Annotated in this window: 11 protein-coding genes; 7 read left to right on the top strand and 4 right to left on the bottom strand. The window is 69.0% G+C overall.

The genetic code is table 11. The features are described 5' to 3' along the window. From secD to FDA94_RS33045, 4 genes are all read left to right on the top strand, one after another. A partial coding sequence (secD, locus tag FDA94_RS33030; protein ID WP_137250996.1) for a protein translocase subunit SecD occupies window positions 1-1,415 on the top strand: 1,415 nt, incomplete at its 5' end. Further along, window positions 1,415-2,422, top strand: a complete 1,008-nt coding sequence (secF, locus tag FDA94_RS33035) for a protein translocase subunit SecF (protein WP_137250997.1) — start codon at window positions 1,415-1,417, stop codon at window positions 2,420-2,422. The genes secD and secF, both read left to right, overlap by 1 nt. 263 nt (window positions 2,423-2,685) lie before the next feature. Beyond that, window positions 2,686-3,192 carry an adenine phosphoribosyltransferase gene (locus FDA94_RS33040; RefSeq protein WP_137250998.1) on the top strand — a complete coding sequence of 169 codons (507 nt, stop codon included), beginning with the start codon at window positions 2,686-2,688 and terminating at the stop codon, window positions 3,190-3,192. Between the two features lie 184 nt (window positions 3,193-3,376). Continuing rightward, on the top strand, window positions 3,377-5,566 hold the full coding sequence (locus FDA94_RS33045) for a RelA/SpoT family protein (protein ID WP_137251031.1): 2,190 nt from the start codon (window positions 3,377-3,379) through the stop codon (window positions 5,564-5,566). Between the two features lie 30 nt (window positions 5,567-5,596). On the opposite strand, the gene FDA94_RS33050 is transcribed toward FDA94_RS33045, so the two are convergent. Together FDA94_RS33050 and FDA94_RS33055 are read right to left on the bottom strand one after the other, a co-directional pair. Continuing rightward, window positions 5,597-6,835, bottom strand: coding sequence for a DUF349 domain-containing protein (locus FDA94_RS33050; RefSeq protein WP_246060282.1), 1,239 nt, complete (start codon window positions 6,833-6,835; stop codon window positions 5,597-5,599). A 42-nt stretch (window positions 6,836-6,877) separates the two neighbouring features. Next, window positions 6,878-7,720 (bottom strand): peptidylprolyl isomerase, encoded by an 843-nt coding sequence (locus FDA94_RS33055; RefSeq protein WP_137250999.1) that lies wholly within the window; start codon window positions 7,718-7,720, stop codon window positions 6,878-6,880. A 146-nt stretch (window positions 7,721-7,866) separates the two neighbouring features. Between FDA94_RS33055 and FDA94_RS33060 the strand changes: the two genes are divergently transcribed. From FDA94_RS33060 to aspS, 3 genes are read left to right on the top strand one after another with little or no spacing between them, the layout of a single operon-like run. Then, window positions 7,867-8,547, top strand: a complete 681-nt coding sequence (locus FDA94_RS33060; RefSeq protein WP_137251000.1) for an MBL fold metallo-hydrolase — start codon at window positions 7,867-7,869, stop codon at window positions 8,545-8,547. Continuing rightward, complete coding sequence (gene hisS / locus FDA94_RS33065) at window positions 8,547-9,803, top strand: histidine--tRNA ligase (RefSeq protein ID WP_137251001.1); 1,257 nt, start codon at window positions 8,547-8,549, stop codon at window positions 9,801-9,803. Before FDA94_RS33060 ends, hisS begins: the two co-directional genes overlap by 1 nt. Further along, entirely contained in the window at window positions 9,800-11,527 is a 1,728-nt protein-coding gene (gene aspS, locus FDA94_RS33070; protein ID WP_137251002.1) for an aspartate--tRNA ligase, read from the top strand. The genes hisS and aspS overlap by 4 nt, the downstream gene beginning before the upstream one ends. A gap of 52 nt (window positions 11,528-11,579) precedes the next feature. Here aspS and FDA94_RS33075 read toward each other — a convergent pair whose 3' ends face one another. Next, window positions 11,580-12,395, bottom strand: coding sequence for an SAM-dependent methyltransferase (locus tag FDA94_RS33075; protein WP_246060283.1), 816 nt, complete (start codon window positions 12,393-12,395; stop codon window positions 11,580-11,582). 161 nt (window positions 12,396-12,556) lie between these two features. Continuing rightward, on the bottom strand, window positions 12,557-13,420 hold the full coding sequence (locus FDA94_RS33080) for a peptidylprolyl isomerase (protein WP_137251004.1): 864 nt from the start codon (window positions 13,418-13,420) through the stop codon (window positions 12,557-12,559). Window positions 13,421-13,555 lie beyond the last annotated feature (135 nt).

The raw sequence follows: 13,555 nt of genomic DNA on the forward strand, positions 1-13,555 counted from the left end.
CGGCCGCGCTGCCCAGCGACGCGGCCTCGCCGGCCCCGTCGGGCACGCTTCCGGCCGTGACGCCCTCGGCCGCCGCCTCTCCGGCCGCCGCCTCTCCGGCCGCCAGCCCGGCGGGCCGGGCGGTCTCCAAGGCCCTCCAGGCGCCCTCGCCGACTGCGAGCGCCGAGGCGGGCCAGGGGAACCAGCAGCAGGGTGACCAGCAGCAGGGCAACCAGCAGGGCAACGGCAAGAAGAAGAACGCCGAGCCCAGCCCGGCCGCCTCGCCGCTCGTGACGACGCAGCCCTCGGCCGACCCGAACGCCGCCGCCGACCCGCTGGCGGGCCAGGACCTGTCGGGCATCGACCCGGCGGTCCTGCAGCAGTTCAAGGACCTCAAGTGCTCGGCCAACAACAAGGGCGCGGGCGTCCTCGACGACCCGAACAAGCAGTTCGCCGCGTGTGACGAGAGCGGGACCGCGAAGTACATCCTCGACGTGGCCGCGGTCCAGGGTTCGGAGATCAGCACCGCCTCGTCCGGCGTGCGCCAGGACACCGGCGAGTGGGTCGTCAACCTCGACTTCAAGAGCGCCGGCGCCACGAAGTGGTCCGAGCTCACCAACAAGACCTTCAACAGCCAGCCGCCGCGCAACCAGATCGGCGCGGTGCTCGACGGCGTGGTCGTCACGGCCCCGGTCTCCAACGGCCGCATCACCGGCGGCAAGACCGAGATCTCGGGCAGCTTCACCTCGCAGACGGCGACCGAACTGGCCGACCAGCTCAAGTACGGCGCGCTGCCGCTGAAGTTCAAGGTCAGCTCGACCGTGTCGGTCTCCTCGACCCTCGGCGCCGACCAGCTGCGCGGCGGTCTGATCGCGGGCGGCATCGGCCTCGTGATCGTCATGCTCTACCTGCTGCTCTACTACCGCGGCCTCGGCGTGGTCGGCATCGCCAGCCTCGTGGTCGCGACGATCGTCACCTACCTGTCGGTGGTGGTGCTCAGCGCCAACGCGGGCTTCCGCCTGTCGCTGCCGCACATCATCGGCCTGGTGGTCTCGATCGGCATCACCGCCGACTCCTTCATCGTCTACTTCGAACGCATCCGAGACGAGATGAAGGAGGGCCGGCGCAGCCTGCGCACGGCCGTCGAGGTGGCCTGGAAGCGGGCCCGCCGCACGATCCTCGTGGCCGACGCGGTCATGTTCATCGCGGCCCTGGTGCTCTACTTCCTGGCCGTGGGTGACGTCGCCGGCTTCGCGTTCGCGATGGGCCTGACGACCGTCATCGACATCGTGGTGGTGTTCCTCTTCACCAAGCCGCTCATGTCGCTGGTGGCGCGCATGCAGTTCTTCGCCAAGGGCCACCCGCTGTCCGGACTCGACGCCGAGCGCATGGCGCGCACCGAGTCGTCGTCCACCTCGACCCTCCAGGAGGCGTGATGGCCGCCGGCCTCGCGCGCCGCCTCTACCGCGGCGACATCGACATCGACTTCGTCGGTAAGCGCAAGCTCTGGTACGGCCTGTCGCTCGCGCTGCTGATCATCTCGATCGCGGGTCTGTTCATCAAGCCGCTCAACCTGGGCGTCGAGTTCACCGGCGGTTCGGTCTTCGACTTCACCCGCACGCCCGGCTCGTCCATCGAGCAGGTGCGTGAGGTGGTCGGCTCGGCCGGTCCGCACCAGGTGATCGTCCAGGAGGCCGGGCCCAACTGGCGGGTGACCACCGAGAGCCTGGAGGGCTCCGAGGTCACCAAGGTCCAGGAGACGGTCGCCAGTGAGTACAAGATCGAGCCCAACGACGTCAGCACCCAGGTCATCGGGGCGACGTGGGGTGGTGAGGTCTCGACCAAGGCCTGGATCGGCCTGATCGTCTTCATGGTCGCGATCATGCTCTACCTGAGCATGGCGTTCGAGTGGCGGATGGCGCTGGCGGCGATCGTCGCGCTGATCCACGACCTCGTGATCACGGCGGGCGTCTACGCCTGGTCGGGCTTCGAGGTCACCCCGGCGACCATGCTGGGCTTCCTGACCATCCTCGGTTATTCGCTCTACGACGCGGTCGTCGTGTTCGACATGATCAAGGAGGTCACGACCCCGCTGAAGACGTCGGCGAAGATGACCTACACCCAGGCGGCCAACAACGCCCTCAGCCACACCCTGATCCGGTCGCTGAACACCTCGCTGGTGGCGATCCTGCCGGTGGCGGCGATCCTGTTCATCGGGACCACGCTGCTCGGCGCGGGTGTGCTGAAGGACCTGTCGCTGGCCCTCTTCGTCGGAATGCTCGTCGGAACCTACTCCTCCCTGTGCGTGGCGACGCCGATCCTGGTGTCCCTCAAGGAGCGCGAACCGCAGTGGATCGCCCTCGCCAAGCGGGTGGCCCAGCGCGAGGCCTCCGAGGCCAAGCAGGCCTCCGCGAAGGAGAAGAAGGAGCACGCCAAGAAGTAGCAAAAGCGTGAAGACGCCCCGCGGGCACCCGGGAAGATCGGGAGCCCGCGGGGCGTTCGTTTGTGTAGGCAGGTTCCGGGCGCGAGACGCAGCCGGCCTTCGGCCGTCCGCGTCTCGGTGTCTATTGGGCAGGTTCCGGGCGCGAGACGCAGCCGGCCTTCGGCCGTCCGCGTCTCGGTGTCTATTGGGCAGGTTCCGGGCGCGAGACGCAGCCGGCCTTCGGCCGTCCGCGTCTCGCTTTGAGTAGCCATTAAAGTTGGCAGGTGACCGAGTGGATCTCGCTGATCAGGGACATTCCCGACTATCCGCAGCCTGGCATCCTGTTCAAGGACATCACCCCCCTGCTGGCCGACCCGGCCGCGTTCACCGCGGTCGTCGACGACCTGGCTGAGGGGTTCTCCTTCGACAAGGTGGTCGGCATCGAGGCCAGGGGTTTCATCCTGGCCGCTCCCGTGGCCCTCAGAAGGGGCGCGGGTTTCGTTCCGGTACGCAAGAAGGGCAAACTGCCCGCCGAGACGCTTGAGGCGTCCTACGATCTGGAATACGGCTCTGCGACGATCGAGGTCCACGCCGACGCGTTCGCCCCCGGCGAGCGGGTCCTGGTGGTCGACGACGTCCTGGCCACCGGCGGCACCGCGGCCGCCGCGGTCGACCTGGTGCGGCGCGCGGGCGCCGAAGTGGTGGCCGTGACCTTTCTGATGGAGCTGTCCTTCCTCCCCGGTAGGGAGAGGCTGCCCGGTCTCGACGTCAGAGCTTTGGTTACCGTTTGACCTACACTGAGTGATCTGGACTCGAATGTGAGGAGTCTGAGTGCCCCGTGATGTGGCCTCCGGCAACGCGCCCGTCGAATCGCCTGGCGCGCCGGTTCCCGATGTGCCCGCCGAGGCGGCGCCCCCGGAGAAGGGGACGGCCGTCCGACGCAGGCTGGGCCGGTTCGGGGGGCAGTGGGGTGCGATGAACCCCGTCCTCGAGCCCCTGTTCAAGACGGTCCGGGCCACGCACCCCAAGGCCGATCTCCGGCTGATCGAGCGCGCCTACGAGACGGCGGCCTACCACCACCGCGACCAGAAGCGGAAGAGCGGCGACCCCTACATCACCCATCCGCTGGCCGTGGCGACCATCCTGGCCGAGCTGGGCACCGACGACGAGACCCTCTGCGCGGCGCTCCTCCACGACACCGTTGAGGACACCGCCTACGGCCTCGACGAGCTGCGCGCCGACTTCGGCGAGAACATCGCGCTGCTCGTCGACGGCGTGACCAAGCTCGACAAGGTCAAGTTCGGCGACGCCGCGCAGGCCGAGACGGTCCGCAAGATGGTCGTGGCGATGAGCCGCGACATCCGCGTGCTGGTCATCAAGCTGGCCGACCGGCTCCACAACATGCGCACCATGCGCTACATGCCCGAGCACAAGCGGCAGCAGAAGTCCCGCGAGACGCTGGAGATCTTCGCGCCGCTGGCCCACCGCCTGGGCATGAACACGATCAAGTGGGAGCTGGAGGACCTCGCGTTCACCATGCTCTTCCCCAAGCGCTACGACGAGATCGCCCGCATGGTCTCCGAGCGGGCCCCCCGGCGCGACCTGTTCCTGCAGGAAGTGATCGAGAACGTCCACTCCGACCTGCGGGAGCAGAAGATCCGGGCGACCGTGAAGGGCCGCCCGAAGCACTACTACTCGATCTACCAGAAGATGATCGCCAAGGGTGTCGCCTTCGACGACATCTACGACCTGGTGGGCATCCGGGTGCTGGTCGACACGGTCCGCGACTGCTACGCCGCGCTCGGAACGATCCACGCCCGGTGGAACCCGGTGCCCGGCCGGTTCAAAGACTACATAGCGATGCCCAAGTTCAACATGTACCAGTCGTTGCACACGACGGTCATCGGGCCCGAGGGCAAGCCGGTCGAGCTGCAGATCCGCACCCGCGCGATGCACCACCGCGCCGAATACGGCGTCGCCGCCCACTGGAAGTACAAGGAGGAGATGGTCGCCTCCAACCCGGGTGGCAAGGTCAAGGACGTCAACGACATGGCGTGGCTGCGCCAGCTGCTCGACTGGCAGAAGGAGACCTCCGACCCGGGCGAGTTCCTCGAGTCGCTGCGGTTCGACCTGTCGGTCTCCGAGGTGTTCGTCTTCACCCCGCGCGGCCAGGTCATCGCGCTGCCCGACGGCGCCACCCCGGTCGACTTCGCCTACGCCGTCCACACCGAGGTCGGCCACCGCTGCATCGGGGCCCGGGTCAACGGGCGGCTGGTGCCGCTGGAGTCGCGCCTGGGCAACGGCGACACCGTCGAGATCTTCACCTCGAAGTCGCCCGACGCGGGGCCCTCGCGCGACTGGCTGAAGTTCGTCAAGTCGGGCCGGGCCCGCAACAAGATCCGCCAGTGGTTCTCCAAGGAGCGCCGCGAGACCGCGATCGAGGCCGGCAAGGAGGCCATCGGGCGGGCGATGCGCAAGCAGGGCCTGCCGCTCCAGCGGCTCATGTCGGGGGAGGCGCTGCTGGCCCTGGCCCGCGATCTCCACTATCCCGACGTCTCGGCGCTCTACGCGGCGGTGGGCGAGGGCCACATCGCGGCCCAGTCGGTCGTCCAGAAGCTCGTACAGGCCCTGGGAGGGGTCGAGGGGGCCGAGGAGGACATCGCCGAGGCGGCGCTGCCCACGCAGCTCAAGGGGCGTCCCAGGGCCGGCACCAACGCCGGTGTCATGGTGGCGGGGGACCCCGACGTGTGGGTACGGCTGTCGCGGTGCTGCACGCCCGTCCCGGGCGACGACATCACCGGCTTCGTGACCCGCGGCCACGGCGTCTCGGTGCACCGGGTCGACTGCGCCAACGTGGGCCAGCTCCAGGAGCAGCCCGAGCGGCTCGTCGAGGTGGCCTGGTCGCCCGGCGACGACTCGGTGTTCCTGGTGGCCATCCAGGTCGAGGCGCTCGACCGGCCCCGGCTGCTGTCCGACGTGACCCGGACGCTGTCCGACCACCACGTCAACATCCTGTCGGCGTCGGTGACGACCTCACGCGACCGGGTGGCGGTCAGCAAGTTCACCTTCGAGATGGGCGACCCCAAGCACCTGGGCCACGTGCTCAAGGCCGTGCGCAACATCCCGGGCGTCTACGACGTCTACCGGGTGACCAGCGGCGCCTGACCGGAAGGGTCAGGCGCCGCCGGCGCCACCTCAGGAGAACTCGGCGAGCGTACGCTCGGCCTCTTCGAGCCAGGAGCGGCGGGCGGCGATGCCCTCCTCGGCCTCCTTGGCCTGCTTGCTGCCCGGCTGGGCCTTGGCCAGCCGGGTCTCCAGCTGCTCGATCGAGCGGCGGAGCTGGTTCACCGTGTCCTGCGCACGCGCGCGGGCCTCGGGGTTGGAGCGCTTCCACTCCGCCTCTTCGGCCTTGCGGACCGCGTCGTCGATCTTCCGCAGGCCGCCCTCGAGCCGGTCGCGCTGCTCGCGCGGCACCGGGCCGACGGTCTCCCACCGCTCGACCAGGGCCCGGAGCTGACCGCGCGCCGCGCGGACGTCGGTCACCGGGAGGATCTTCTCCGCCTCGACGAGCAGCAGCTCCTTGGCGTCGGCGTTGGCCGCGAACGACGCGTCGCGCTCGGCGAACACCGTCGAGCGGGCCTGGAAGAACTGGTCCTGGGCGCCCTTGAAGCGGTTCCAGAGCTCGTCTTCGACCTCGCGGGAGGCCCGGCCGGCCGCCTTCCAGCGACGCATCAGCTCGCGGTAGGCCGCGGCCGTGGCGTTCCAGTCGGTCGAGGCCGACAGTTCCTCGGCCTCGGTCACGATGCGCTCCTTGGCGGAACGCACCTGGTCGCGCTGCTCGTCGAGCGAGGAGAAGTAGGCCTTGCGGCGCTTGGCGAAGGCCGTGCGGGCCGTGGACAGGCGCTTCCACAGCGCCGCCTCGGTCGCGCGGTCGATCCGCTCGGCGGCCTTCCACTCCTCGACGAGCTGGCGCAGCCGCTCGCCGCCGGACTTCCAGTGAGTGGCGTCCTCGGCGATGCGCTCGGCCTCGCCGACGATCCGCTCCTTGATCTCCTTGGCCTGGCCGCGGGCGACCTCGCGGGCCGCCTTCACTTCCTCGCGGCGCTTGCCGACCATCTCGGAGAGGGCCTGGAGCCGGTTGTTCAGAGAGTCGAGGTCACCGACCGCGTTCGCACCGGTGATCGCCTCGCGCAGCTTCAGGATGCCGGCCTCCGCCTGGGCGGGCGGCAGGTCGGTGCCCTTCACCCGCTGTTCGAGCAGCTGGACCTGACCGGCCAGCTCGTCGAACTTGCGGTGGAAGTAGGCCAGCGCCTCTTCCGGTTCCCCGGCCTGCCAGGACCCGACGGCCCGTTCTCCCTCAGCCGTACGCACGTAGACGGTGCCGTCGTCGTCTACCCGGCCCCACGGGTCGGTGGTCACCGTGTCCTCCCGCACTCGAATCAGCCTCCAGGGCGTTTAGCCCTTGGTTGTATTACGTCAGCTCTTGCCGGTAATTGTCACGTCTTTGATTTCGACAGCCTGCTTCGGCGTACCGTCGCCGCCGCCGCCCTCGACGCCCGCCTTGGCCACCTTGTCGACGAGGTCCAGGCCCTTGGTGATCGTGCCGAAGGGCGTGTACGAGTCGGGCAGGGTGTCGGTCTCGTCGCCGTAGACGATGAAGAACTGGCTGCCGTTGGTGTTCGGGCCGCTGTTGGCCATGGCCAGCACGCCCCGCTTGTAGCTGGCGCCCTCGAGGTTCTCGTCGACGAAGCGGTAGCCGGGGCCGCCGCTGCCCGAGGCCGTCGGGTCGCCGCACTGGAGCACCTTGATGCCCTCGGTGGTGAGGCGGTGGCACTTCGTGTTGTCGAAGTAGCCCTTGCTCGCCAGGTGGGTGAACGAGCCGACCGTGCACGGCGCCTTCGCGCCGTCGAGGTCGGCCTCGATGACGCCCAGGTTGGTGTCGATCTTCATGACCGCCGGCGCCGCCGCGACCTTGGGATCGGGCTTGCCGACGTCCTTGGCCCCGCCCGCCGGGTCGCTCACGTAGTCGCACCTGCCGGTGCCCTTGTCGAAGGGCAGGGGCTCCGCGGGGGCCGCCGCCGCGCTCTCGGCCGGATTGGCCGAGGCCGACGCCGCCGCGGTGGCCGGGTCGGCGTCGTCGCCGCCGCCCGTCAGGAAGATCGCCGCCGCCACGATGCCCGCGATGACGACCACGACACCGGCGGTGGTCCCGATGGCGGCGTTGCGCTTCGCGACACGCTCACGTTGGATACGCGCGGCCTGCTGGCGCTCGTGGTGTTCGCGCGCGAGTTGCTTCTGCCGGTCCTTCCCGGTGACCACTTCGTCCTCCCGACTGTCCAAGAATGACTATTGAGGTGGGCGAATCGTATCGGCACACGGGTATTGGTTCGCAGCCCGCCGACCCGCACCGGTACCCTTCGGTTACATTCGCTCGCTCAATCCTTTGAGACATCGAGGCCGCTCCGTTGTTGATCGCAGGGTTCCCAGCCGGGTCGTTCCAGACCAACTGCTACGTCGTCGCGCCCGCCGCGGGCGAAGAGTGCGTGGTCGTCGACCCAGGTCAGAACGCTGAAGACGGCCTCGACGAGCTGATCCGCGAGCACCGGCTGAAGCCGGTCGCGGTGGTCCTGACCCACGGGCACATCGACCACATGTGGTCGGTCGGTCCGGTTTGCGGAGCTCGTGAAATTCCTGCCTGGATTCATCCCGATGATCGGGTTCTGCTGAGCGATCCGGGCCGTGGATTCGGCGCGATGAGCAAACAGTTGTTCGGGGGGCTGGAGTTCAGCGAGCCCGACGACGTCCGCGAGCTCGCCGACGGCGCCGTCCTGGAGCTGGCCGGCCTCGAGCTGGTCGTCGACCACCGGCCGGGCCATACCGGGGGGTCTGTGACCTTCAGGCTCGACGACGAACACGTGTTGTTCAGCGGCGACCTGTTGTTCAGAGACTCCATCGGCCGCACCGATCTGCCCGGCGGCGACCACCAGGCCATGCTCGGCAGTCTCGCCAAGACGTTGACACTGCCGGACGAAACGGTGGTTCTCCCCGGTCACGGACCCCAGACGACCATCGGCCGCGAGCGCGCCAGCAACCCGTTCCTGAAAGATCTGGAGCATGGGGCGCCCGGCCCGAACCGAGGACTGTGATGACCTTCCAGGCGCCCAAGGGCGTTAGCGAATACGCGCCGCCCCGTTCGGCGGCGTTCCGGCGGGCGATCGACACCTTCGCCGCCGCGGTGACCAAGGCCGGTTACGGCTACCTCGAACTCCCGGTGTTCGAGGACACCCAGCTCTACGCGCGCGGCGTCGGCGAGTCGACCGACGTCGTGACCAAGGAGATGTACACCTTCGAGGACCGGGGCGGCCGATCGGTCACCCTGCGGCCCGAGTTCACGGCGGGCGTCCTGCGATCGGTGCTGGAAAACGGCCTGCACCACGGCCAGCTGCCCGCGAAGGTCTGGGCCGTCGGCCCCGCCTTCCGCTACGAGCGGCCCCAGGCCGGGCGCTACCGGCAGTTCTACCAGGTCGACCTTGAGGCGATCGGCAGCGACGACCCGCTGGTCGACGCCGAGACGATCGCCATCGCGTGGGACTGGTACCGGCAGCTGGGCCTCCAGCGGCTGACGCTGCTGCTGAACACGCTCGGCTGCGCCGAGTGCCGCCCCATCTACCGGGCCGCGCTGCAGGACTTCCTGCGCGCCCTCGACCTCGACGAGGCCACCCGCGCCCGCGTCGAGATCAACCCGCTGCGCGTCCTCGACGACAAGCGGCCCGAGGTGAAGGCCCAGCTCGAAGGGGCGCCGCTGGTCACCGACCACCTGTGCGCCGCCTGCAAGGCCCACCACGACCAGGTGCGCACCGCGCTGGCCGATCTGTCGATCCCGTGGACCGACAACCCGCGTCTGGTGCGCGGCCTCGACTACTACACCCGCACCACCTTCGAGTTCGACCACCCGCTGCTGGGGGCCCAGTCGGCCGTCGGCGGGGGCGGCCGCTACGACGGGCTCTCCGAGTCCATCGGCGGGCCGCCGCTGCCCGGCATCGGCTTCGGGCTCGGCCTCGACCGCACCGTGCTGGCCATGGAGGCCGAGCAGGTCGCCGCGGCCGCCGTCTCGACGGTCGACGTCTACGCCGTTCCCCTGGGCGAGGAAGCCCGGCGGCGCGCGTTCGCGCTGCTCGCCGAGCTGCGCCGGGCGGGGCTCGCGGCCGACATGGCCTACGGCTCCCGGGGGCTCAAGGGGTCCATGAAGGCGGCGTCGAAGTCGGGGGCCAGGTTCGCGCTGATCATCGGTGAGCGCGACCTGGAGGCGGGGGCCGTACAGCTGAAGGACCTGGAAACCGCTGAACAGACCGAGGTGTCCCTCGCCTCGATCGTCGACACCCTGAAAGGGAAACTCTTGTGATCCGCACCCACCAGGCCGGGACGTTGCGCCCCGAGCACGCCGGCCAACAGGTGACGCTGGCCGGATGGGTCGCCCGGCGACGTGACCACGGCGGCGTGGTCTTCATCGACCTGCGCGACTCCTCCGGCTCCGCCCAGGTCGTCTTCCGCGAGGAGGACGACGCCCACGGCCTGCGCTCCGAATACTGCGTGAAGGTCGTCGGAGAGGTCCGGGTGCGGCCCGAGGGCAACGAGAATCCCGACATCCCCACCGGCGGGATCGAGGTCGTGGCCACCGAGGTCGAGGTGCTGAGCGAGGCGGCCCCGCTGCCGTTCCCGATCGAGGGCGCCTCGGGCGTCTCCGAGGAGGCCCGGCTCAAGTACCGCTACCTCGACATCCGCCGCCAGCAGCTCGGCGACGCGCTGCGCATCCGGTCGAAGGCGACCTACCTGGTCAACGAGGTGATGAACGAGCGCGGGTTCGTCTACGTCGAGACGCCGAACCTGACCCGTTCGACCCCCGAGGGCGCCCGCGACTTCCTGGTGCCGGTACGGCTCCAGCCGGGCAACTGGTACGCCCTGCCGCAGTCGCCCCAGCTGTTCAAGCAGCTCCTCATGGTGGCCGGCCTGGAGCGCTACTACCAGCTGACCAAGTGCTTCCGCGACGAGGACCTGCGGGCCGACCGGCAGCCGGAGTTCACCCAGATCGACATCGAGATGTCGTTCGTCGACCAGGACGACGTCATGGAGCTCGGCGAGGCGATCATCGGCCGGGTGTGGAAGGAGACGCTCGGTTACGAGCTGCCCTCCCCGCTGCCCCACATGACCTACGCCGACGCCATGGCCCGCTTCGGCTCCGACAAGCCCGACCTGCGGTTCGGCTGCGAGCTGGTCGACCTGACCGACTACTTCAAGGACACCACCTTCCGGGTGTTCCAGAACGAGTACGTCGGCGCGGTGGTCATGCCGGGCGGCGCGTCGCAGACCCGCAAGGAGCTCGACGGCTGGCAGGAATGGGCCAAGTCGCGGGGCGCGCGCGGGCTCGCCTACGTGCTCGTCCAGGAAGACGGGTTCGGCGGCCCGGTGGCCAAGAACCTGTCCGAGACCGAGACCGCCGGGCTGCGCGCGGCGACCGGCGCCGAGGTCGGTGACGCGATCTTCTTCGCGGCCGGCGCCCGGCACGCCTCGCGTGAGCTGCTCGGCGCGGCCCGGCTGGAGATCGGCCGCCGCAAGGAGCTGATCGACGAGTCGCAGTGGTCGTTCCTGTGGGTCGTCGACGCGCCGATGTTCGAAGACGACGGCGAGGGCGGCTGGACGGCCGTCCACCACCCCTTCACCGGCCCCAAGCCCGAGTGGAACGACAACTTCCAAGACCACCCGGGCGAGGCCCTGGCCTACGCCTACGACATGGTCTGCAACGGCATGGAGATCGGCGGCGGCTCGATCCGAATCCACCGCGCCGAGATGCAGCAGCGGGTCTTCGACGTGCTGGGCATCTCCAAGGAGGAGGCCGAGAGCAAGTTCGGCTTCCTGCTGGAGGCGTTCAAGTACGGCCCGCCGCCGCACGGCGGCATCGCCTACGGCTGGGACCGGGTCTGCATGCTGCTGGCCGGCGGTGACTCGATCCGCGACGTCATCGCGTTCCCGAAGACGGCCTCCGGCTTCGACCCGCTGACCGCCGCGCCGACGCCGATCACCCCGGCGCAGCGCAAGGAGGCGGGCGTCGACGCCACGCCCAAGGCCTGACAAAGGAAGAGGCCGGTCCGCAACGGACCGGCCTTTTTCGTGCCCGCGCGCTTTACCGCACGCGTCCGACGGCGCCGAAGAAGCCGGCCTTGCGGGGGTCGGCGTCGGCCAGACCGCGGATCTCCGGTCGCCAGACCCCCACTTGGACGATTCCGGGCTCGAGCAGTTCCATGCCCTCGAAGTAGGCCGCGACCTGCGAGGAGGTGCGGGCCGTGATGTTCCCGCTGCTGGTCTGCCGGTACGTCTTGTACACGACCTCCTGCAGGTCGTCGTCGACCTCGCCCATGTGCCCGTGCGACATGACCAGATAGCTGCCCGGCACCATCGGCACCCGCAGTTCCCGCACGATCCGGGACGCCTCGTCGTCGTCGGGCACGAAGTGGACGATGGCCAGCAGCATGATCGCCACCGGCTGGGAGAAGTCGATCAGGGCCCGGACCTCGGGGTGGTCGAGGATGCCCTTGGGGTCGTGCAGGTCGGCCCGGACGACGGCGGTGTTGCGGTTCTTGGCCAGCAGGGCCCGCCCGTGGGCCAGCACGATGGGGTCGTTGTCGACGTAGACGACGCGGGCGTCGGGGGCGACCGCCTGGGCGACCTGGTGGGTGTTCTCACGGGTCGGCAGACCGGAGCCGATGTCGAGGAACTGCCGGATGCCCTGCGCCGCCAGCAGGCGGACGACCCGGGACAGGAACGCGCGGTTCTCCCGGGTGAAGTCGCGGACGTAGGGCATGCGGGCGAGGATCTCGTCGGCGGCTTCCCGGTCGGCGGCGAAGTTGTCCTTGCCGCCGAGGTAGTAGTCGTACATCCGGGCAACGCTGGGCTTGTGCGGGTCGATGACCCACGACGGTGCCGGCTCGTGCTCGGACAACGTGTCGCCTCCGGTCAGGGGATGCTCAAGTGGACACGAGACGTGTCCGGAATCTGGGTAAAGGATCGCCTTTCGCGAGATTCTAGAGGTTCTGATGGGATTCATGTCTCCAGAAACACCGAAGGGCGGGTCCTGATGGACCCGCCCTTCGACTGAAGCGTCTACCTGATCACGACGTTCTTGATCTCCACGCGCATCTTCGGCGCGTTGGAGCCGCCGTCGTCGGCCAGGATGTCGTCCTCGTTCTTGATGACACCCTCCTTGGCGATCTTGTCGACCACTTCCATGCCCTTGGTCACCACGCCGAACGGCGTGTACGCCGCCGGGAGCTGGGCCGCCTCGTCGCTGTAGGAGATGGCGAACTGGCTGCCGTTGGAGTTGGCCGCGTCGCCGCCCTGGGCCATGAAGACCACGCCGCGCGTGTAGGCCGGGCCGAGGTTCTCGTCGGGGAACAGGTAGCCGGGGCCGCCGGTGCCGTCGCTCTTGTTCTTGCCGTCGCCCTTGGCCTGCGGGTCACCGCACTGCAGCAGGTCGAGACCGTTGCTCTCGAGGTTGGTGAGCCGGTGGCAGACCGTGTTGTCGAAGTAGTTCTTCTGCGCCAGGAAGTAGAACGAGTTGACCGTGCACGGGGTCGACGCGGGGACCAGCTCGATGACGATGTCGCCCTGGTTGGTCTTGATCGTCATGTTCTTGGCGTTCAGCGCCGCCTTCACCGGCTTGGCCGGGGGCATGCCCACGAACTTGGCGGGGGCGCCGGAGTCGTCCTTGCGGTATTCGCACTTGACGGTTCTCGGGTCGACCGGCGTCGGGGGAGCGGTCGGCTGGTCGGGCAGCGTGGAGGGGATCGACGTGATCGACGGCGCGGCCGACGGAGGAGGCGTCTCCTCGCCTTGAGCGGCCGTGTTGCTGTCCGCGCTGCTGCAGCCCGTCACCGCGAAGAGCGAGAGGATCACTGCACCGACCCCCAACCGGACGCGACGGGCCTGGCCCAGGGCCAGGGGTTTCTGCCGATTCGTGTGGGTCACTGCGTTGCCTTCCCTTTATTCGTCCATTGCTGAAGTTTCGCGTCACTCTATCCGTGATCGTGTTTGCTTCGCGTAAGCCCAGTCCCACGGGCCCCATACGTAACGATCTTGCCTTCGTGAGGGCTGGGATTAGCA

Origin of the sequence: Herbidospora galbida, from assembly GCF_005233835.1 — a bacterium.
GTDB classification, from domain to species: Bacteria; Actinomycetota; Actinomycetes; order Streptosporangiales; family Streptosporangiaceae; genus Herbidospora; species Herbidospora galbida.